At 50.4% G+C, this 18,358-nt stretch carries 25 protein-coding genes and 1 pseudogene; 17 read left to right on the top strand and 9 right to left on the bottom strand.

Translation table 11 applies throughout. The features are described 5' to 3' along the window. Positions 1-31 precede the first annotated feature (31 nt). On the top strand, positions 32-409 hold the full coding sequence (locus tag NOC_RS02580) for a sensory rhodopsin transducer (protein ID WP_002812265.1): 378 nt from the start codon (positions 32-34) through the stop codon (positions 407-409). 58 nt (positions 410-467) lie between these two features. After that, positions 468-851 (top strand): YidH family protein, encoded by a 384-nt coding sequence (locus NOC_RS02575; RefSeq protein WP_002813952.1) that lies wholly within the window; start codon positions 468-470, stop codon positions 849-851. 275 nt (positions 852-1,126) lie between these two features. Here NOC_RS02575 and NOC_RS02570 read toward each other — a convergent pair whose 3' ends face one another. After that, on the bottom strand, positions 1,127-1,357 hold the full coding sequence (locus NOC_RS02570) for a ChaB family protein (RefSeq protein WP_002813248.1): 231 nt from the start codon (positions 1,355-1,357) through the stop codon (positions 1,127-1,129). A gap of 363 nt (positions 1,358-1,720) precedes the next feature. Here NOC_RS02570 and NOC_RS02565 point away from each other — a divergent pair, with 363 nt between their 5' ends. After that, on the top strand, positions 1,721-2,596 hold the full coding sequence (locus NOC_RS02565) for an SDR family oxidoreductase (RefSeq protein ID WP_002813062.1): 876 nt from the start codon (positions 1,721-1,723) through the stop codon (positions 2,594-2,596). Positions 2,597-2,648: 52 nt separating this feature from the next. Here the strand turns inward: NOC_RS02565 and NOC_RS02560 are convergent, their stop codons facing one another. The 6 genes from NOC_RS02560 to NOC_RS02535 form a co-directional block, all read right to left on the bottom strand. After that, the gene (locus tag NOC_RS02560; RefSeq protein ID WP_002813956.1) at positions 2,649-3,287 is read right to left on the bottom strand and encodes a DsbA family protein; all 639 of its coding nucleotides are present in this window, start codon (positions 3,285-3,287) and stop codon (positions 2,649-2,651) included. A gap of 32 nt (positions 3,288-3,319) precedes the next feature. After that, the gene (locus tag NOC_RS02555) at positions 3,320-3,970 is read right to left on the bottom strand and encodes a hypothetical protein (RefSeq protein ID WP_002812554.1); all 651 of its coding nucleotides are present in this window, start codon (positions 3,968-3,970) and stop codon (positions 3,320-3,322) included. Between the two features lie 414 nt (positions 3,971-4,384). Then, positions 4,385-5,125, bottom strand: a complete 741-nt coding sequence (locus NOC_RS02550) for an S-methyl-5'-thioinosine phosphorylase (RefSeq protein WP_002812082.1) — start codon at positions 5,123-5,125, stop codon at positions 4,385-4,387. 13 nt (positions 5,126-5,138) lie between these two features. After that, entirely contained in the window at positions 5,139-5,684 is a 546-nt protein-coding gene (locus NOC_RS02545) for a hypoxanthine-guanine phosphoribosyltransferase (protein ID WP_002812153.1), read from the bottom strand. A gap of 36 nt (positions 5,685-5,720) precedes the next feature. Then, positions 5,721-6,692, bottom strand: coding sequence for a patatin-like phospholipase RssA (gene rssA / locus NOC_RS02540; RefSeq protein ID WP_011330350.1), 972 nt, complete (start codon positions 6,690-6,692; stop codon positions 5,721-5,723). 174 nt (positions 6,693-6,866) lie between these two features. Continuing rightward, a complete protein-coding gene (locus tag NOC_RS02535; RefSeq protein ID WP_002813220.1) occupies positions 6,867-7,019 on the bottom strand; it encodes a ribbon-helix-helix protein, CopG family in 153 nt (50 codons plus the stop codon). Here NOC_RS02535 and NOC_RS17790 point away from each other — a divergent pair. Together NOC_RS17790 and NOC_RS02525 are read left to right on the top strand one after the other, a co-directional pair. Continuing rightward, positions 6,976-7,317 (top strand): helix-turn-helix domain-containing protein, encoded by a 342-nt coding sequence (locus tag NOC_RS17790; RefSeq protein WP_231561475.1) that lies wholly within the window; start codon positions 6,976-6,978, stop codon positions 7,315-7,317. The genes NOC_RS02535 and NOC_RS17790 overlap by 44 nt on opposite strands. A gap of 172 nt (positions 7,318-7,489) precedes the next feature. Continuing rightward, positions 7,490-8,398, top strand: a complete 909-nt coding sequence (locus NOC_RS02525) for a DUF2232 domain-containing protein (protein WP_011330349.1) — start codon at positions 7,490-7,492, stop codon at positions 8,396-8,398. Between the two features lie 34 nt (positions 8,399-8,432). Here the strand turns inward: NOC_RS02525 and NOC_RS17240 are convergent, their stop codons facing one another. Next, entirely contained in the window at positions 8,433-8,606 is a 174-nt protein-coding gene (locus tag NOC_RS17240) for a hypothetical protein (RefSeq protein ID WP_155814705.1), read from the bottom strand. Positions 8,607-9,491: 885 nt separating this feature from the next. On the opposite strand from NOC_RS17240, the pseudogene NOC_RS16625 reads away from it, so the two are divergent. From NOC_RS16625 to NOC_RS17235, 11 genes and pseudogenes are all read left to right on the top strand, one after another. Further along, a pseudogene (locus NOC_RS16625) lies at positions 9,492-9,623 on the top strand (type II toxin-antitoxin system HicA family toxin); the annotation flags it as partial. A gap of 10 nt (positions 9,624-9,633) precedes the next feature. Further along, on the top strand, positions 9,634-9,846 hold the full coding sequence (locus tag NOC_RS02520) for a type II toxin-antitoxin system HicB family antitoxin (RefSeq protein ID WP_002812593.1): 213 nt from the start codon (positions 9,634-9,636) through the stop codon (positions 9,844-9,846). A gap of 83 nt (positions 9,847-9,929) precedes the next feature. Then, on the top strand, positions 9,930-10,346 hold the full coding sequence (locus tag NOC_RS02515) for a GFA family protein (RefSeq protein WP_011330348.1): 417 nt from the start codon (positions 9,930-9,932) through the stop codon (positions 10,344-10,346). Between the two features lie 404 nt (positions 10,347-10,750). Continuing rightward, on the top strand, positions 10,751-11,047 hold the full coding sequence (locus NOC_RS02510) for a type II toxin-antitoxin system RelE/ParE family toxin (protein WP_002813764.1): 297 nt from the start codon (positions 10,751-10,753) through the stop codon (positions 11,045-11,047). 2 nt (positions 11,048-11,049) lie between these two features. Further along, the gene (locus NOC_RS02505; protein WP_011330347.1) at positions 11,050-11,346 is read left to right on the top strand and encodes an addiction module antidote protein; all 297 of its coding nucleotides are present in this window, start codon (positions 11,050-11,052) and stop codon (positions 11,344-11,346) included. A gap of 296 nt (positions 11,347-11,642) precedes the next feature. Continuing rightward, on the top strand, positions 11,643-14,261 hold the full coding sequence (locus tag NOC_RS02500; protein ID WP_002813747.1) for a type I restriction endonuclease subunit R: 2,619 nt from the start codon (positions 11,643-11,645) through the stop codon (positions 14,259-14,261). Next, positions 14,240-14,731, top strand: a complete 492-nt coding sequence (locus NOC_RS02495) for a type I restriction endonuclease subunit R, EcoR124 family (protein WP_002813653.1) — start codon at positions 14,240-14,242, stop codon at positions 14,729-14,731. The genes NOC_RS02500 and NOC_RS02495 overlap by 22 nt, the downstream gene beginning before the upstream one ends. Before the next feature lie 4 nt (positions 14,732-14,735). Next, positions 14,736-16,028 (top strand): restriction endonuclease subunit S, encoded by a 1,293-nt coding sequence (locus tag NOC_RS02490; protein WP_197538940.1) that lies wholly within the window; start codon positions 14,736-14,738, stop codon positions 16,026-16,028. A gap of 85 nt (positions 16,029-16,113) precedes the next feature. After that, entirely contained in the window at positions 16,114-16,356 is a 243-nt protein-coding gene (locus NOC_RS02485) for a CopG family ribbon-helix-helix protein (RefSeq protein ID WP_002812536.1), read from the top strand. Positions 16,357-16,360: 4 nt separating this feature from the next. Next, positions 16,361-16,636 carry a type II toxin-antitoxin system RelE/ParE family toxin gene (locus NOC_RS02480; protein WP_011330345.1) on the top strand — a complete coding sequence of 92 codons (276 nt, stop codon included), beginning with the start codon at positions 16,361-16,363 and terminating at the stop codon, positions 16,634-16,636. Positions 16,637-16,671: 35 nt separating this feature from the next. Continuing rightward, a complete protein-coding gene (locus NOC_RS17235; protein WP_011330344.1) occupies positions 16,672-16,812 on the top strand; it encodes a hypothetical protein in 141 nt (46 codons plus the stop codon). Between the two features lie 80 nt (positions 16,813-16,892). Here NOC_RS17235 and NOC_RS02475 read toward each other — a convergent pair whose 3' ends face one another. Next, positions 16,893-17,045, bottom strand: a complete 153-nt coding sequence (locus NOC_RS02475) for a ribbon-helix-helix protein, CopG family (RefSeq protein ID WP_036497902.1) — start codon at positions 17,043-17,045, stop codon at positions 16,893-16,895. 35 nt (positions 17,046-17,080) lie between these two features. Here NOC_RS02475 and NOC_RS02470 point away from each other — a divergent pair, with 35 nt between their 5' ends. Further along, positions 17,081-18,235, top strand: coding sequence for an RNA-guided endonuclease TnpB family protein (locus NOC_RS02470; RefSeq protein WP_011330343.1), 1,155 nt, complete (start codon positions 17,081-17,083; stop codon positions 18,233-18,235). The last annotated feature ends 123 nt before the right edge of the window (positions 18,236-18,358 follow it).

The following is an 18,358-nucleotide window of genomic DNA, read 5'->3' as shown; positions in this document are numbered from 1 at the left end:
TTTAAATATTTTTACCCTAGGAGGTAGATTGATGAGCACGCCCATTGGGAAAACTTGCTGGGCTATCGCCGAAGGCTATATCCCCCCCAGCAGCACCGGGCCAGCGCCCCAAATGACCAGCCATGAAACGGCATGCATCCTTAATGCTACCGACCAAGAAGCCCAAATAGCTATCACCGTTTACTTTAGCGATCGGGAACCCATCGGCCCTTACCAATTTACCATCCCCGCTCGGCGTACCCGCCATGTCCGTTTCAATGAACTGAATGATCCGGAGCCTATTCCAAAAGACACGGATTACGCCAGTATCATTCAATCTAATGTGCCTATTGTGGTGCAGCATACCCGGCTGGATTCACGCCAAGCAGAATTGGCGTTGTTGTCAACTATGGCCTATGCTAGCGAATAAGGCAAGGCAGTAGAATTTTATCCGTTAACTTAAATAGATTTACTTCCCACAATCAAGCATGCCAGAAAAAAGTAAACAACAATTAGCGACTGACCGTACCGAGTTAGCATTCCACCGCAACTTACTCGCGGAGCAGCGAACGTTTAGCGCTTGGATGCGCACGGGAATCGCGGCGATAGCTCTAGGCTTTGCAGACATTAAACTGCTGGCGGAAGCCGAGCCGAAGTGGGCGGTCTATGCCGCCGGCGTCATCCTGATTGTGATTGGCATGGCTATTCATATCCTTAGTTTCTGGGGCTATTACGTGACTTTCCGCGCTTTAAAGGAAGAGGGACTCCCTGGATTGCCTATCTGGTCGGTTGTTCTTATTACCTTATCTCTCTTTATTGCTGGATTACTCATATTAATTTTGCTCCTTGCGGGACTCATCGACTCTCCTTAATTGGGTTAATGCAAAAATAACCACTCGCCATTGCTCATTAACATTTCATTCGCTTTTAAGCAGGAAGCTAGTCGCGATAATAAAGGAAGTATTTAGTATTTTCCTGTCCTTATTGCGGAGATAACCCAATCAAGTTTTAATCACCGGCAATCCGAGGCCCTTTTCCAGATCTGTATGGGTTTTTATAGCTATAAAATCCAAATACAAGAATAGCTGAGCCAAATCCAGGAGCGATGGTAAGCATGGAGTTTCTAGGAAGGTAGATAACCATCTAATTATTTATTTTTGCGCACCCAGCGATCATCTTTTTTCTCATACTCATTCTTTACGGCCGCCCAGGCAACTTTATGGGAGACTTCTTCCCGGGATTCGTCACCCCGACGCTTAGCCGGATCGGCGTACTGTTCCCAAGCATTATTGTAGGCTTCTTTATAAATTTCCTGTCCATGCTTGGGTAGATTATCTTTAACCGAATCAGGCAATTCCCTTAAGCTTTGGTAAGGCATGATATCTCCTTCTTTTCGATAGTGTATATAAGGGGGTAATTAGAACAGCCCCATCTATCTTAATAAAGATAGGTTATTAGGAGAAATTTTCACCCCGTAAAGTAAAAATAAAATTATCTTCTAATTGTCGTCAGTAAGAGAGGATTTTAAGGACATCTCCTATTCCAGGTTTCGTACATCTCTCATTATTTTAAGGGAAATGCCGCCTTGCAAATGTTTTTCGTATACCTACACTTAAATTAATCGATAAATATTTTCGCTATTTTTTTACTGTTATAAAAAATTGAACTAGGTGAAAAATGTAATGAAATTACACTATGTCTTCAAAACTATTCTCCCATTACTTCCAGAGGATTCACCTGCATGACAAATGAAAACCAGGAGCCAAAACCTCCTTTTCCAGAACAGCATCAAGAAAGACCTGGGCAAGAATCCGAATTACAGCCCCAGCCCCGTTATTCAGCTCCCTTATATAAAGGTGCGAATAAATTACAAGGGCAAGTGGCCTTAATTACAGGGGGCGACTCAGGCATTGGACGGGCGGTTGCCGTCCTGTTTGCCCGGGAAGGTGCAAATGTCACCATCATCCATCTTGCCGAAGAAAATACCGATGCCCAAGAAACCCGGCAGGCAGTTGAAGCCGAAGGACAGAAAGCATTATTGGTCTGTGGTGATGTGAGTGACAGCGCCTTCTGCCGAAGCGCCGTGGAGCAAACTATCCAGGAATTCGGCCAGCTAAATATTTTAGTGAATAATGCCGCCTATCAGCAGCACCGGAAGGAACTAGACGAACTTACGGAAGAGCAATGGGATCACACCTTCAAAACCAATATCTATGGCTATTTTTATATGGTAAAAGCGGCGGTACCCCACTTAAAATCGGGAAGCGCGATTATTAATACGGGGTCAATTACTGGCCTTGAGGGCAACGGCGCGCTGCTGGATTATTCTTCTACCAAAGGCGCTATCCATGCATTCACCAAATCCCTCGCCCAAAAGCTAGTAGAGGCCAGGATTCGTGTCAACTGCGTATCTCCAGGTCCGGTCTGGACACCACTCAACCCAGCAGATAGGCCCGCCGAGGAAGTCAGCCAATTTGGCGCTCAAACTCCCTATCAGCGACCCGCTCAACCCGAGGAAATCGCCCCTGCTTATGTTTATTTTGCGTCAACAGCGGATTCCAGTTATGTCACTGGCGAGGTATTAACCCTGCTAGGCGGTAGTACGCGGGCGGGATGATTGAATCTCTTTTTAAGAACGCACAATAATTTTTGCAAGGCCGCGGGTTACCTTAACCCCCAGCTTGCTGCGCATCCGATAGTTCCTTAATTTGTATTAAGGTTGTGGAAGCATCCTGGTAGCTGAAACGGAGGGGGTGATATCTCCCTGCCTGATGGAGAATTAAACTGGGAAATCCCTGGGCGCCGATCCGCCTCGTGAATTGTATTTGCCGAAACAACTCTTCCTGGGTGGCCGCTGAATTTAAATCAGCCATAAAACGTTGCTGGTCCAACCCTAGTTCCATGGCCAATTCCATAAGGGTACTATCATCAGAAGGGTTACGCGCCTGAAGATAGTAGGCTTGCTGGATTAGCAGGATCATGGTTTCCCCACAGGAGGCTTCCTGCTTTGTCGCGGCAATCACCGCACGGCAAGCTGGATAAGTAGAACGGCGTGGCTGGCATTGGGTCCAGAAATCAAAATTAAACGTTGTCCCCGGCACCTGTTTTTTTATCGTTTTCCAAATCCCTTGGATTTTCCGTTGCAGCTCAAAAGGCATGGGCTGATTCGTATCGGGTGCCAGCCCCCCCAATACATATTGGATCGGAATACTTTCAGCAAGAGCCGCGTGGGTTTCTTGCCAAACTGGACTAAATGCCCAACACCAGCTACACATGGGATCGTGGGCATAGTAAAGAATGGAAGACATTGGTATAAATTTTAAATAGAGTAGCCGCTATTCTATCGGGCCGTTCGGAAACGCGCCGCCGCTGCAATTATAAACATAAGGGGAATACCCAATTCAAAAACTTCTTCTACGGTCTCCACCAACTTTGCCATATTATCGCTAACAATGATATTCACGCTTGCGAGCTTTCTCGATAAACCATCCAGGGTTTTAGTTATCAATATCAGCAATATCCCCCCACCGACGCCTAAAGCCGAGGGTTCTCCTTTTTTTATGGCATTTATCAAGCCATTAAAATGAGTTTTTATTAAGCGAATCAGAATATATAGCAGCAGCAAGACTATAGCTATAGCAATCACTTTCTCTAATAGGAGCACCTCAGGACTCACATAAAATTTAATTTTAGACACACTCATCGTGGTAAAGCGATTATGGAAATCCAGTTCCCTTAACCCAAAAAGAATCAAAATAAATGCCGCATAAGTATAGTAAATAAACTTTCTTCTTATAAGAATAACGAGTATCGCGCCAACAAAATAGCCGATAGCCGACAGTGACTCAACGAATCCTCCCTCCTTAATAAGCACCGCTCTAACATCCGCGCTAGCTGACTGCAAGAAGATAGTGACGTCAACCAATCCCCCTAAAATAAGTCCATATAATCCATAATAGTCTCTATTATTCACAAAAATATTCCCTCCCATAGCTTCTGAATTCCGTCTGTCCTAGAACATTATTTACCCAAATTATGAGTTCATGTTAAAGATGAAATCCAGCTTTAATAAATAAGTATTCCGGAAAAAATATCGAGAAGAATACGGCCTGTGTCGTGCTGGTCAATCTCGCCTGCGAAATGGCAAGCACAAAATAATTTCTAGCACACACTGGACGGGCGTTAAGTAGCGCTGTGAGTGGGAAGAGGCAGCTATCGAATAGGATGAGGATAAAAGTTAACGCTTTAAATCCTTCTCGAAGGCGCTTAGAAAAAGCGGCATCCCACCAGCGCTTTCATCATAAACGCCGAGGTGCGAGCCGTGTCAGGCATATAGATCAAATAATGCATACTCGAACAATAACGCTTCCGTGCTATTATTTCCCGGGAAGCGATTGGAGAAAGATCACGCCAGAGGGATGAGCTGCTCTAGTAGCCGGCGGACTTTCTCCATCCCTCTATTAAGATTTTGTTCGACACTCGCCATCTCAATCAGATTCTCACTGCGACCGGCTGCCTGGTTGGCAATGACCGCAATCGCGGCGTAGCTTAGCTCTAATTCTCGTGCAAGAGCAGCCTCGGGCATGCCAGTCATTCCCACCACATGGCAGCCATCCCGCTCCAAACGATCGATTTCCGCCGCCGTTTCTAGGCGAGGTCCTTGGGTAGCACCATAAGTCACCCAATCGGCCATGCTTAACCCAGCCGCCGCTGCGGCCTTGAGCAGCAAGCTCCGCAATTTCGAGCAATAAGGATAGGTAAAATCAACATGGACAACCCCTCTGAGGTCTTCTTCAAAAAAAGTATGCCCGCGACCCCAAGTGTAATCAATAATCTGATCAGGAAGTGCAAGTTCGCTAACAACAAGCTCGGTGCTAATACTTCCCACAGCGGCAACAGCTATCACCCGAGTGGCACCTGTTTTTTTGAGAGCCCAGAGATTAGCGCGATAATTAATCTTGTGAGGCGGAATCGTATGCCCGGAACCGTGGCGAGGCAAAAAAACCACTTCCTTGCCACACAGGTGACCATAGGTGAGTGGACAGGAAGGCTCCCCAAAAGGAGTATGTACCACTTGCCGCCAGGTAACCTCTAAATTTTTTAAGGTAGCCAACCCGGTGCCGCCGATAATTGCAAGATCTGTCATGACAATACCCTTATCACCCCTTTACCGCGTAGATTCCAGGCGCGTTACGGAGATATTCCTTATAGTCCATACCATATCCAAATAAGTAGCGATCACCGGTTTCAAGTCCCACGAAATCCGCCGGAGCGCCTTGCTTGCGCCCATGACGCTTATCCACTAACACGGCACTATAAACCTTTGCACCTTCTCCCTGGCAATATTCCCTGATGGCGGTTAAAGTGTGTCCCTCATCAAGAATATCGTCCACTACCAGTACCACTCGATCCCGAAGTGAAACCCTAGGCTTGCGTAGCCAATGTAATGCCCCACCTTTAATAGCCCCCTGGTAACGGGTCACATGGATATAGTCCAGCTGCAACGGAAAATCAAGCCGCGGCAGAAGACATCCGCAAGGAATCATCCCCCCCACCATACAACATAACAACAAGGGATTATGACGACTCAGCTCCGCCGTAATCTCCCCGGCGAGCCGATCCAACGCCGCCTCCACTTGAGACTGTGTATAAAGACGGTCCGCTTCCCTGTAAAGCAGCTGAATCTTCTCCAAACTATCTCCCATACCTGTGACTTCCCCGGTCGAGAGGTAACGCTGAGGTTACCTTATTAAGGTAGCGAGTTCTGCCCGAACCCGAGCCACGGCTTCTTGCCCTTCGGCAATAGCTTCCTCCGCCCGGTGAAAATCCAACAGCGCGAGATCGTTAAGACGAGGCGTGATGGATAGATCTGGCGGATCTCCCGCCAAACGGCTGCGGGTAATATGCACTTGCATGATATTAATACTATTGGCGACGATATCAAGCAAGGAAGGAGGAATATCCATCCCTTGACTCTCATTTTGCCCTTCGGATTCACTCCCAAAACTGGCCCATAAGGCTTGCGTTAGGGCAGAGCCCAGGCCCCGGGGGTTCGGCGCGGCCAGGAGGCGAGGTTGATCCGCCGAGCGCACCACCACCCGCCGGCCCAATAAACCGGCATTGAGATCTACCGCAATGACTCGCGTTGCACCTAAAGCACGGCAGACGCTTACCGGCACTGGATTCACCAAACCGCCATCTACTAACCAATGACCGTTCCAGTTTACGGGAGTCAACAATCCGGGTAAAGCGGCGGAAGCACGCACCGCCTCCAATAAAGAGCCTTGTTGCAGCCAAACTTCCCGGCCATTTTCCAGATTAGTCGCCACGGCTGCAAAAGGCATGGGCAAGTCTTGAATTTCCTCATAGGGAAAATACCGGGCCAAAAATTTAAAGAGTTTTTTACCCTCGATAAGCCCGCCACGAAGCCGAATATCAAAGAAGCCAACGGTGTCTCTCCATGTTAGCGAACGGACCCATCGTTCCAAGTTATCCAGAGTTCCGGCTCCATAAGCCGCCCCCACCAACGCCCCGATGGAGGAACCCGCCACGACATCGGGAACAATGCCCTTTTCCGCCAAAGCACGGAGTACGCCAATATGGGCCCAGCCGCGGGCGGCACCACCCCCCAAGGCAATCCCTATACACGGGGGGGATTGGGAGCTGTTAGGGGTGGTTATTTCAAGTCCATGGCCAACATTCTCTGAAATCAACGGAAAGCTCCTCCAAAATCTTATCCTCTAGGTGTCCACCCTTGCCCATTAGCAATATCACCTAAACTTACAGTCGTCTAGGTTAAAAACTCATTGAAGAAATGCAGGGACGTATAATGCTCTCCTCGGCGAGCGTGCGCCGCGTAGTGGGAAGCATCGAGGGCGAGGGCCACATTACTTGCGTTTTGCCATGGATTCGCGTTTTGCGTAGTTACTCAGCACGGTTTCAACCAAGTTTGATAGGGTTCGGTTTTCCCTCTTAGCCAATGCTTGCAGTTGCTTTTTGAGATCGGGATCAACCCGTACATTTAAATATTCCCTTGCCATTGTTATTGAAGCCCTGTTGTATTACGATTGGAATATGGTAACGCAATGGGCCCACAAATTCAGGTTTTACCCAATTCCCCAGCGGAAACGGCAATGGACCATTGAATTCGGCCCTGCCCGGTTCGTGTGGAATTGGGCGCTGAAAGCACGAACAAAGGCGTGCCGGGAGAGCATGGAGGCGTTGAACGCTATCCGTCTCAATCGCCACCTGAGCAGAGCCATCGCCGATGGTGGCTTGTACGAACCGCGGCGACAGGTTGCGTACAAGGCTGCCTGGACTGGCCGTGAAGTATTATAGTGGACCGCCGGGAAACGCGAATGGGTCAGACTAGCCAGGTGAGGAGGGACCGAACCGCAGCTAGTCATGGCGAAACTCCAATCTTATATCATCCGTTTGCTGGGGTGGCGAATAAACATCTGAATAACGCAAGCTTCTTTTAAAGACTAAAAACATCATAGGGAATAAAAACATGCGTGAATTTGCCCGGTTTATTATGCGGGGCCGCCTCTACGCGATAGCTACCGCGGGATTGTTCGGTGCGCTGGCTGTTGCGCTCCCTCCCCTATCTCTCTTTAGTGGTGCCACAGTCGGCTTAACGACCTTGCGCCACGGCATGAAAGAAGGGCTGAGCATTACCGCGGGGGCGACATTAGTGGTGGCGGCGATATTTTTAGCCATCACAGGAAGGGCAGACTTATCCCTTCTCCTGCTGCTGGGATTATGGCTCCCCAATACCCTAGGGTGTTGGATCTTGCGGATCACGCAATCCCAAGCCTCCACCCTGTTAATGGTTGGAGGCTTCTCCGCCCTGTTTGTTGTGAGCATGCACGCGCTAACGGGCGATGTCACCGCCTGGTGGCAACAATGGATTGAACAGGCCATGACCCGGGCAAATATCGAGGGCGTCACGGTTGAGGAAATCGCTCAAGAAGGGGCGCTCACCTTGATGAACGGCCTGGTGGCCATGATTTTTGGGCTTAATCTTATGTTGACCATTCTGCTGGCCCGCTGGTGGCAATCCCTTCTCTACAATCCTGGAGGCTTTGCAAAAGAGTTCTACGAGTTACGGTTGCCCCGCATCCTCACCTATCTCACCGTGCTTCTCTCTGCTCCGGTGCTTACGGGAGCTCTCGGCGAGAGAGGCCACATATTGACCGATCTGTTTATCGTAGCGGTCATGATGTATTTGTTCCAGGGATTAGCCGCCATGCATAGCATGACGGCTGCTCGCAACTTATCCCAATGGTGGCTGTTGCCTATCTACCTGGGACTTTTCCTGCTGCCCCCTCATTTTATCATTGGGCTGGCCCTGGTCGGAGTCGTGGATGGCTTGATTAATCTTCGCGGCAATCCCCCCCCTCCGCCTACCAAAGCGTAACGTGAACAACCGAATTTTGGTATCACTGAATCTCTCACCAAGCCGCCGGAGGTGGGTAACCGCCTCCGGCTTCCACGGAACACAACCTTGGAGTTTCGTCATGGCTGATTTCAATTTTGTTTCCACAAAACTCGGCCTGGAGAATTCGTGTTTCCCGGCAGTCCTCGACGAAGGAACGACTTTGGTCTTGGGTTCTTGACCGCTCCATGCGCTTTGACTTCGGGTGCTCCCCACCCTAGGCTCCGGGAGCGAGAAAACCATAGCGCGAATTCATAGCAAAACGTGAGCAACTTGGCCCACGATTATATCGACAGTAAGACTCAATCGCCCTTTTCCGCTGCCTACTGAAACGACCAATAGCTAATCCATATCCAGCCACTACAGCACATCCATTTCTCCGAGCATCAGCTGGTCACTGCTCCAAAACCAATCTTCCGGTTTTCCAACCATACCGGCTCACTGCAGACTCAAGAGTTCTTATCTCGCCAGTCCCAGCAAATAATTTTCCTAATGATTAAAGCGCTGCGTATAGACGTTCTTCACCTGCCATATCTCCTGCGATAAGGTTCCGTCAACTTTTTCCATTACCCAATGATAATAGTTGCTCATCTACCAATAGGCATGCACAACCCCCCATTAAAACAGTTGCAAACAGCGCCAACGAATTCCCACCAGGGCTCTCTATCTTCACTCTTTAGCTAGAGATGTCTTCCTACCTATTCTCAAAATCACATGATATAGCACACCCACGAAACCCGATGGTGGATTCTTTCTCTTCCTGTTCCGGGTGGATGCTCTCGTGCCTGACACGAACAGCCTCCCGCACTTGCTCAAGGAGCTTAGGTTGAGACTTGGGTTTTGAGATCATGCGTCTATTACAGATTGGCAAAATAAATAACTTCAGCTACAAGTATGATGTCAACGATTTTTTCCCGTTTTATAGAGAGGGGATGCGTCTTATAAGACGCAGCTTAGTCAGTCTATTTCATGTTATGCAGCTTAATAATTATTGAGTAATACCTATAGAGGGACGCTAATGAAAGTAAAGGAGTTACTGAAAGAAGTTGAGGCGGATGGCTAGCAACTCGTAAGAACTAAGGGAAGTCACAGACAATTTAAACATCCATCAAAACTAGGCACAGTAACAATCGCAGGCAAACCCAGTGTGGAGATGCCAAAGGGCGCATTAAACGCCACACTTAAGCAATCTGGATTAAAGGAATGAGGATAGAAACATGAAATATGCCGTAGTAATTGAGCAGGGCGAATCCAGCTATGGTGCGTATGTCCCAGATTTACCTGGCTGCGTCGCCGCAGGAGAGACACGCGAAGAAGCAATAAAACTTATCCAGGAAGCTGTCGAATTTCATACTCAAGGACTCAAAGAAGATGGAGAAGATATTCCAGCTTCCACCTCAAGCATCGAGATCATCGAAGTCGCTGCATAACGAGTAGCTCCAGCGCGACGCGCAAAAAACGCGCGCGGCTGAGCCAAGCTTATTATACGTTTCGCAATTAAAGGCTGGTTGATATGACGATATCAGGTCGTTGTTTGTGTGGAACGGTGAGCTATGAGTGCAGCTCTGATCCCGTTCTTCAGTTTAACTGCCATTGCCATGATTGTCAGAAGTCTACGGGGGCTGCTTATGCGCCTGTCATGTTCTTTAAGAGAGAAGATCTGCATATTAATGGCCCCCTCAGTTACTTTGAAAGCTTCGGAGGCAGTGGGAAAAAGATCCGAAGAGGATTCTGCCCGAAATGTGGGGCACAGGTAATTGGGGATGCCGAGATTGCTAAACCTTTAATATCGATTCGGGCAGGAACGCTTGACGATACTTCGCTTTACAATCCGAGGGCTGATATCTATTGCAGCCAGGCTGCCAATTGGGACTGTATGTCTAAAGACCTCCCCAAATACCCTGCGATGATAGAGTCGCAGAATGTCTAACAAGTAGCGTCAGTCGGACCCCCGGTCGCCACGGCGGAGCAAAGCGCCGCCTATCTCCCGAACAAAGGACACCCATATATTGTTACCCTTCCCGTTTTCTGTTTTGATCCGCTAGACTTCCACCATGACACAAGCGCGCTCGGTTCGAATCAGCCTCGTCGATCGCCGTACTACCACTGCGTCGTGCGTTCCTGTGCAGCGTTGATGACTTCTCCGGTCGCAGCTACGAACATCGCCGCCCATGGGTCGTCGACAAACTCAAGAGTTTATCGTCCGTATTCGCTATGGCCATCTGCGTCTATGCCGTGATGAGCCATCCCTACCCTGTCGTATGGTAAGAGCAGGGTTTGGGCTTCTGTATCCTGCGGTTTACATCTTAGTGGACTGTATACTATAATAGACACATGATCGAAGTCGTCAAATCCGAGACTTTTAACTGTTGGCTCAAAAAACTGCGGGATCGTCGAGCAGCTGTCCGTATCAGCGCAAGAATTGATCGGCTGGCTTTCGGCAACCCTGGTAATGTTCAGCCTATAGGCGAAGGGTTGAGTGAAATGCGGATCGATTATGGTCCCGGATACCGGGTGTATTACATGCAGCAAGGTAAGGTTTTGGTTCTCATATTATGCGGTGGTGACAAACGTACACAGCAAGAAGATATTGCCAAGGCCAAACGCATAGCTGAAGAATGGAAGGGTTGAACATGGCCGAAAAATTCAGTCATTATGACAGTGCTGACTATCTTGAAACGGAAGAAGATATCCGTCTTTACCTAGAAGCCTGCCAAGATGAAGGTGGTGATGATCCAGCATTCATCGTTCATACTCTCGGGGTTGTTGCTCGTGCTCGCAATATGAGTCAACTAGCCAGAGATTCAGGTCTAACCCGTGCAGGCTTATATAAGGCACTTTCCCCGGAAGGTAATCCCAGCTTTGCTACTGTCCAAAAGGTAGCCAAGGGGCTCGGGCTAAAGCTTACTATCCAACCAATTTCACAGTGAAAGTTGGTTGCAATTAGCCCTCTAACAAATCGCTGCAGGTGACGTTCGACCCGCTGCCCATTTTTGCTTGCCGCAAAAATGGTCATCATCTCAAACGCACCTGATCTCAGACAATAGGTCGGCGCAAACGCCGCCTTATCTTCCGTTGGAGCGGACACCGCTACGCGGCTTTGCCTCGTTATGAGTCCCAGCCCACCCCGCTGAGACAGCAACCATTCGATTTGTAGAATGCCAAACGAGCTGGCTAGCTCGGCGAAAAAATATAATCGAGTAGAAATGGATAAAAAGTTATTTAAATGATCCAAAAAGAAAGCGATATCGAGGAAAAATTAATCCACAAGCTCCAAGAGCTAAAATACACCTACCGCCCCGACATCCGTGATAAGACCGCACTGGAGCAAAACTTCCGCGAGAAATTTGAAGCGCTCAACCATGTCCGCCTAACGGATGCGGAGTTTGCCCGCCTGCGCGACGAAATCGTCAACGCCGACGTCTTCCAGGCCGCCAAAACCCTGCGCGAATACGCTCACTTTCAGCGCGAGAACGGCACGTCACTGGACTACATGCTGGTTAACCTCAAGGACTGGTGCAAAAACGACTTTGAAGTGATCAACCAGTTGCGCATCAACACCGATAACAGTCACCATCGCTACGACGTGATCCTGCTGCTCAACGGCCTGCCCGTGGCGCAGATCGAGCTGAAAACCATCGGCATCAACCCGCGCCGCGCCATGGAGCAGATCGTCCAGTACAAAAACGACCCCGGCAACGGCTACGCCAATACGCTGCTGTGCTTTATGCAATTGTTTATCGTCAGCAACCGCGGCAACACCTACTACTTTGCCAACAACCACAGCCAGCATTTCGCCTTTAATGCCGATGAGCGTTTTTTGCCCATCTACCAACTAGCCAGCGAAGACAACCGCAAAATTACCCATCTGGATGACTTTGCCGAGCAGTTTCTCGCCAAATGCACCCTGGGCCAGATGATAAGCCGTTACATGGTACTGGTGGCCAGCGAGCAAAAGCTGATGATCATGCGCCCGTATCAGATCTATGCGGTCAAAGCCATAGTGGATTGCATTCACCAGAACCGGGGCAATGGCTACATCTGGCACACCACCGGCAGCGGCAAAACCCTCACCTCCTTCAAGGCGTCCACCCTCCTCAAGGACAACCCGGACATTGAAAAATGCCTGTTCGTGGTGGATCGCAAGGACCTCGATCGCCAAACTCGCCAGGAATTCAACAAGTTTCAGGAAGGCTGCGTGGAGGAAAACACCAACACCGAAACCCTGGTGCGCCGCCTGCTGTCCGAGGACTACGCCGACAAGGTCATCGTCACCACCATTCAAAAACTGGGCCTGGCGCTGGATGAAAACAGCAAGCGCAACCAGCAGCGCAAAGACAGGGGCAAGTCCACTTATAAAGAGCGGCTGAAACCGCTGGGGGACAAACGCATGGTCTTTATTTTTGACGAATGCCACCGCTCCCAGTTTGGCGACAACCACAAGGCCATTAAAGCCTTTTTCCCCAAGGCGCAACTCTTTGGCTTTACCGGTACGCCCATTTTTGAAGACAACGCCAACCACAAACAGATCGACGGCACCATCGGTTCCTACCGAACCACCCAGGACATCTTCGAAAAGCAGCTACACGCCTACACCATCACCCATGCCATCGATGACCGCAACGTGCTGCGCTTTCATATCGACTATTTCAAACCCGAAAGTGCAAGGACGAAAGAATCGGCCCATGCCGCCAACAACGGCAAAAAGCAGCCCAAGGCAAAACCCGGCGAGGCCATCACCCAGCAGGCCGTGGTGGAGTCAATTCTCGACAAACACAACGCCGCCACCCACCAGCGGCGTTTTAATGCCCTGTTGGCCACCTCCTCCATCAACCAGGCCATTGCCTATTACAAACTGTTCAAAGCGGAACAGGCCGCGCCACAAGAACAAGACCCCGCGTTCCAGCCGCTGAATATCGCCTGCGTGTTTTCACCCCCCGCCGACGGCAACAAAGACGTGAAGCAACTGCAAGAAGACTTGCCCCAGGAAAAGGCCGACAACCAGCAAGAGCCGGAGAAAAAGAAAGCCGCCCTCAAAACCATCATGGCCGACTACAACGCCCAGTACGGCGGTAACCACAGCATCAGCGAGTTCGATCTCTACTACCAAGACGTGCAGCAGCGCATCAAGGATCAGCAGTACCCCAACAGCGACTACCCCCACCAAAATAAGATCGACATCACCATCGTGGTGGACATGCTGCTCACCGGTTTCGACTCCAAATACCTCAACACCCTCTATGTGGACAAAAACCTCAAGCACCACGGTCTGATTCAGGCATTTTCACGCACCAACCGCGTGCTTAACGACACCAAGCCCTACGGCAACATCCTCGACTTTCGGAGCCAGGAAAAAGCGGTGGATGAGGCCATCGCCCTGTTCTCCGGCGAGGAAACCAGCCGCTCCCGGGAGATCTGGCTGGTGGACCCTGCCCCCAAGATGATTGAGAAATACGAGCAAGCCGTGGCGGGGATAAAACAGTTCATGGCCCAGCAAGGCGTCCCTAACCACGTAGCGAATGAAGAGGAAAACAACAAGGTGCTAGAGCCAAAAGCCGTCTACAACCTCAAGGGCGACGCCGCCCGCGCCGAGTTCGTCAACCGCTTTAAGGAAGTCCAACGCCTGAAGACCCAGCTCGATCAATACACCGATCTCGACGAAGCCCAAGCGGAGAAAATCAATCGTCTTTTGCCCGAGGAAGCGCTTCGAGCCTTGCGAGGGTCCTATCTGGAAACCGCCCAGCGCCTCAAAGACCAGCAGGGCAAAAGCGGCAGGAAGCCAGCGATGCCCAGGAAGCCATCGAGCAGCTCGATTTTGAGTTTGTGCTCTTTTCCTCGGCGCTGATCGACTACGACTACATCATGGGCCTGGCCGCCCGCTTCAGTCAGGAGAAGCCCGGCAAGCAGACCATGAGCCGCGAGCAGTTGGTCAGCATGCTCGCCGCCAGCAGTAATCTCATGGAGGAACGCGACCACATCATCGCTTACATCAACAGCCTGCAAGCGGGCGAAGGGTTGAGCGAGGAAGCCATCCGCGATGGCTACCAAGCCTTTAAAGCGCAAAAAGCCGACAGCGAACTGAGCAACATGGCCGCCCGGCACAACTTGCAGGCTGGCACCCTCAAAGCTTTCGTGGAGGCCATTCTCGACCGCATGATCTTCGACGGCGAGCAGTTAAGCGATCTGTTCGCGCCCTTGGAGCTAGGCTGGAAAGCACGCAGCAAGGCGGAGCTGGCACTGATGGAAGAGCTAGCGCCGTTTCTGAAAAAGCAGGCCCAAGGGCGGGAAATTTCAGGGTTGGCGGCCTATGAGTAAGGCAATGAAGAATGACAAACAAATGCGGGTGCCCAAGCTGCGCTTTCCTGAGTTTCGGGATGCGGGAGAGTGGGAGAAAGTTGCGCTTTCAACGCAAGTTGAACTCCTCTCGGGGCTTCATCTTTCACCGGACGGATATACAGACACGGGAGACATCCCGTATTTCACAGGGCCATCAGATTACACAAATGACTTAGCTTTAGTGAGTAAATGGACAACTCGTAGTGCAAACGTAGGGCGCGCGGGGGATACACTAATAACTGTAAAGGGGAGCGGTGTGGGCGAGCTGCTTAACTTAGAGCTCGATGAAGTGGCTATGGGTCGTCAGTTGATGGCAGTCAGAGCACGTACAGCACACGGAGAGTTTATTTTCCATTTTCTGATAACGCAGCGCCTGCGGCTGATTGCTCTGGCCTCTGGGAACCTTATTCCGGGACTCTCACGGGGCGACATCTTAAGCCTCAAAGTGCCAGTGCCAAGCCATGAAGAACAACAAAAAATCGCCGATTGTCTCTCCTCCCTCGATGCCCTGATTGCCGCCCAGACAGAAAAACTCGACGCCCTCAAAACCCACAAAAAAGGACTGATGCAGCAACTCTTCCCCCGGGCCGGCGAAACCGTCCCCCGGCTGCGCTTTCCCAAGTTTCGGGATGGGGGGCGTTGGACAAGTAAAAAGATGAGTGACGTGTACCGATTCCTCTCAACAAATACGTATTCAAGAGACAAGTTGAATTACGAAAAAGGGGAAGTAAAAAATATTCATTACGGAGACATCCATACAAAATTTTCTACGTTGTTCGATGTAACACAAGAATACGTTCCATATATTAATAGGACTGAATCGCTAGAACGGATAAAAGATGACAGCTATTGCTTAGAGGGCGATATCGTATTCGCAGATGCTTCAGAGGACGTCGAAGATGTAGGGAAAAGCATTGAAATCGTAAACACTGGTAACGAAAAAATACTATCTGGACTGCATACATTGCTGGCGCGACAAAAAAATAATGACTTAGTTATTGGTTTTGGTGGTTATCTATTTAAGTCTGGCTTAATTCGAGAACAGATCAAAAGAGAATCTCAAGGCGCTAAGGTTTTGGGCATCTCCTCCGGGCGGTTGTCAAAGATTAAAGTTTGTTTTCCATATGAAAAACGCGAACAACAAAAAATCGCCCATTGCCTCTCCTCCCTCGATGCCCTGATTGCCGCCCAGGCGGAAAAAATCGACGCCCTCAAAACCCACAAAAAAGGACTGATGCAGCAGCTCTTTCCTTCGCTGGAGGAAGTCCATGCATGACTCGATTGCCCCAATACGCTAACCGGATTTGCCGGTATCTGGCATGTGTGCTATTGTATACAAAAGAACACATGAGGGTATTTCCATGACCACAACCATGACATTGCGCCTTGATCCGGAACTCAAAAATCGCCTGGATCAGTTGGCTAAGGCGATGCACCGTTCCAAATCTTTTCTTGCCGTGCAGGCGTTGCAAGACTTTATCGAGCTGAACGAATGGCAGGTAGGCGAAATAGAAAGCGCTATCAAGGAAGCCGACCAGGGCGACTTTGCCTCGCAACAGGCTGTCAGCCAAACCCTGAGTAAGTGGCGAGTGGGTGGAAGTTAAGTGGTTGAACAAGGCATTGCAAAACCTTGATGCGGAAGCCGCCTATATTGCTCAAGACAACCCGGCCGCCGCCAGGCGGGTGGTGCAAACCATTGTGGATGCCATCAACTTGCTGTCCGATAATCCGGCGCTGGGCCGACCAGGCCGAGTGCCGGGTACGCGTGAACTGGTGGTTGCTGATACGCACTATCTTGTGCCCTATCGCGTGAGGCCGCGCCTGCAACAGATCGAGGTTCTGCGTGTGTTTCATACCTCAAGGCGTTTGCCCGAGCATTGGTAGAAAAATATCATCCAATCCATAGAAGAACGCTACCCATGAGCAAGGATCAACTCAGCCAACTGGGCAAAACCCTTTGGGCCATCGCCGACGACCTGCGCGAGGCCATGAACGCCGACGACTTCCGCGATTATGATACTAGTGTATATCCTATTGACATATCCAAACAATTTCCCTAGCATTGAAGGAGTACAGGGATGTACGATGACCCCCTAGCGGCGATGCGAAGTGAAACGGCGCACGGAGCGCGAGGGCCGCCTTACTTTCGTTTCGCCATGGATTCGCGTTTTGCGTCATTGGCCAGCACCGTCTCGACCAAATTCGATAGCGTTCTGTTTTCCCTCTTAGCCAACGCTTGGAGTTGATTTTTAAGCTCAGCATCGATACGAACATTGAGTAACTCCCTAGCCATTTGATAGCACCATACAATGGTTTTACAATTGATGTATGATAATACAATGCGCCTACAAGTTCAGGTTTTACCCAACGCCCACGCAAAAGCGGCAATTGGCCCTTGAGTTTGGCCATGCCCGTTATGTGTGGAATTGGGCCTTGGAAACCCGAACGAAGGCGTATCAAGCGCAGGGGGAGTCGTCGAATACTATAAGTCTTAGTCGCCAATTGACGGCACTGAAAAAGACGCAATGCCCCTGGTTGAGCGAAGCCACCGCTAGTTGCCATACCCAAAAGCTCAGGGACCAAGATACGGCCTTCAGGAACTTTTTCGCAGGTCGAGCGAAGTATCCCCGCTTTAAGAAGCGCCACCACACGCAATCGGTACGCTATCAGTTGGACCAACGCCATGTGGCGAAGAACTTCAACGCTGAAAGCAAGCTGTTGAAGCTGCCCAAGCTTGGCAGAGTTAAGTTGAGATGGTCCCGTGGTATCGAGGGCATCCCCAAGATGGTCACGGTCAGCCAAGCCCCGGCGGGCCGTTACTTCGTTAGCCTGACCTGCGAGGTGGAGATTCTCCCCTTGCCTGTGCGAAGGAACGCTATCGGCGTGGATGTGGGGGTTAAGGATGTGGTCATTACTTCCGAAGGCTGGAAGTCGGGTGCGCCCAAATACACCTATCACTATGCCCGGCAATTGAAAATGGCCCAGCGTCGCCTGAGCAAAAAAAAGAAAGGCTCTCAGCGTCGCCGCCAGCAGCAACAGCGGGTAGCGCGCATCCATGCCCGGATAACCGATAGCCGCCGGGATTTTTTGCACCAACAATCCTCCAAGATAGTCAACGAGAACCAAGTGATCTGCCTGGAGGATTTGAATATCCAAGGGATGTTGAGAAACCGACGCCTGAGTAAAGCCATAGCTGATTGCGGGCTGTATGAGCTCAGACGGCAAATGGAGTACAAGGCCGCCTGGTATGGCCGGGAGGTGTTGATCGTGGACCGCTGGGCACCCACCAGCAAGACGTGCTCGGCGTGTGGGGCTGTGCAAGAGTCCATGCCGCTCAAAGTGCGCGCATGGGCTTGTGAATGTGGGGCCACCCACGATAGGGACATCAACGCAGCCAAAAATATTTTGTTTTTCGGTACGGCGGGGAGCGCCGGAACCTCTAAAGCGCGTGGAGCGGTAAAACCCCCAAGGGCCGTGGCCTAGCCGCCGCCCGAGGACTGCTGAGAAACGCGAATTCTCCAGGCTGACAAGGTGAGGAGGGACCGAACCGCAGTCAGTCATGGCGAAACTCCAATACACAGGAAATGATGTGCGGAGGTGGTCGTC

The organism is Nitrosococcus oceani ATCC 19707 (genome assembly GCF_000012805.1).
Classification (GTDB): Bacteria; Pseudomonadota; Gammaproteobacteria; order Nitrosococcales; family Nitrosococcaceae; genus Nitrosococcus; species Nitrosococcus oceani.
This window is presented reverse-complemented; position numbering and strand designations above follow the sequence as displayed.

Bases quoted from the DNA above. Each gene is read 5' to 3' on its own strand.
- NOC_RS02580 (WP_002812265.1), top strand. From the start codon at position 32: ATGAGCACGCCCATTGGGAAAACTTGCTGGGCTATCGCCGAAGGCTAT.
- NOC_RS02575 (WP_002813952.1), top strand. From the start codon at position 468: ATGCCAGAAAAAAGTAAACAACAATTAGCGACTGACCGTACCGAGTTA.
- NOC_RS02570 (WP_002813248.1), bottom strand. From the start codon at position 1,357: ATGCCTTACCAAAGCTTAAGGGAATTGCCTGATTCGGTTAAAGATAAT.
- NOC_RS02565 (WP_002813062.1), top strand. From the start codon at position 1,721: ATGACAAATGAAAACCAGGAGCCAAAACCTCCTTTTCCAGAACAGCAT.
- NOC_RS02560 (WP_002813956.1), bottom strand. From the start codon at position 3,287: ATGTCTTCCATTCTTTACTATGCCCACGATCCCATGTGTAGCTGGTGT.
- NOC_RS02555 (WP_002812554.1), bottom strand. From the start codon at position 3,970: ATGGGAGGGAATATTTTTGTGAATAATAGAGACTATTATGGATTATAT.
- NOC_RS02550 (WP_002812082.1), bottom strand. From the start codon at position 5,125: ATGACAGATCTTGCAATTATCGGCGGCACCGGGTTGGCTACCTTAAAA.
- NOC_RS02545 (WP_002812153.1), bottom strand. From the start codon at position 5,684: ATGGGAGATAGTTTGGAGAAGATTCAGCTGCTTTACAGGGAAGCGGAC.
- NOC_RS02535 (WP_002813220.1), bottom strand. From the start codon at position 7,019: ATGGCAAGGGAATATTTAAATGTACGGGTTGATCCCGATCTCAAAAAG.
- NOC_RS02525 (WP_011330349.1), top strand. From the start codon at position 7,490: ATGCGTGAATTTGCCCGGTTTATTATGCGGGGCCGCCTCTACGCGATA.
- NOC_RS17240 (WP_155814705.1), bottom strand. From the start codon at position 8,606: ATGGAGCGGTCAAGAACCCAAGACCAAAGTCGTTCCTTCGTCGAGGAC.
- NOC_RS02520 (WP_002812593.1), top strand. From the start codon at position 9,634: ATGAAATATGCCGTAGTAATTGAGCAGGGCGAATCCAGCTATGGTGCG.
- NOC_RS02515 (WP_011330348.1), top strand. From the start codon at position 9,930: ATGACGATATCAGGTCGTTGTTTGTGTGGAACGGTGAGCTATGAGTGC.
- NOC_RS02510 (WP_002813764.1), top strand. From the start codon at position 10,751: ATGATCGAAGTCGTCAAATCCGAGACTTTTAACTGTTGGCTCAAAAAA.
- NOC_RS02505 (WP_011330347.1), top strand. From the start codon at position 11,050: ATGGCCGAAAAATTCAGTCATTATGACAGTGCTGACTATCTTGAAACG.
- NOC_RS02500 (WP_002813747.1), top strand. From the start codon at position 11,643: ATGATCCAAAAAGAAAGCGATATCGAGGAAAAATTAATCCACAAGCTC.
- NOC_RS02490 (WP_197538940.1), top strand. From the start codon at position 14,736: ATGAAGAATGACAAACAAATGCGGGTGCCCAAGCTGCGCTTTCCTGAG.
- NOC_RS02485 (WP_002812536.1), top strand. From the start codon at position 16,114: ATGACCACAACCATGACATTGCGCCTTGATCCGGAACTCAAAAATCGC.
- NOC_RS17235 (WP_011330344.1), top strand. From the start codon at position 16,672: ATGAGCAAGGATCAACTCAGCCAACTGGGCAAAACCCTTTGGGCCATC.
- NOC_RS02475 (WP_036497902.1), bottom strand. From the start codon at position 17,045: ATGGCTAGGGAGTTACTCAATGTTCGTATCGATGCTGAGCTTAAAAAT.
- NOC_RS02470 (WP_011330343.1), top strand. From the start codon at position 17,081: ATGATAATACAATGCGCCTACAAGTTCAGGTTTTACCCAACGCCCACG.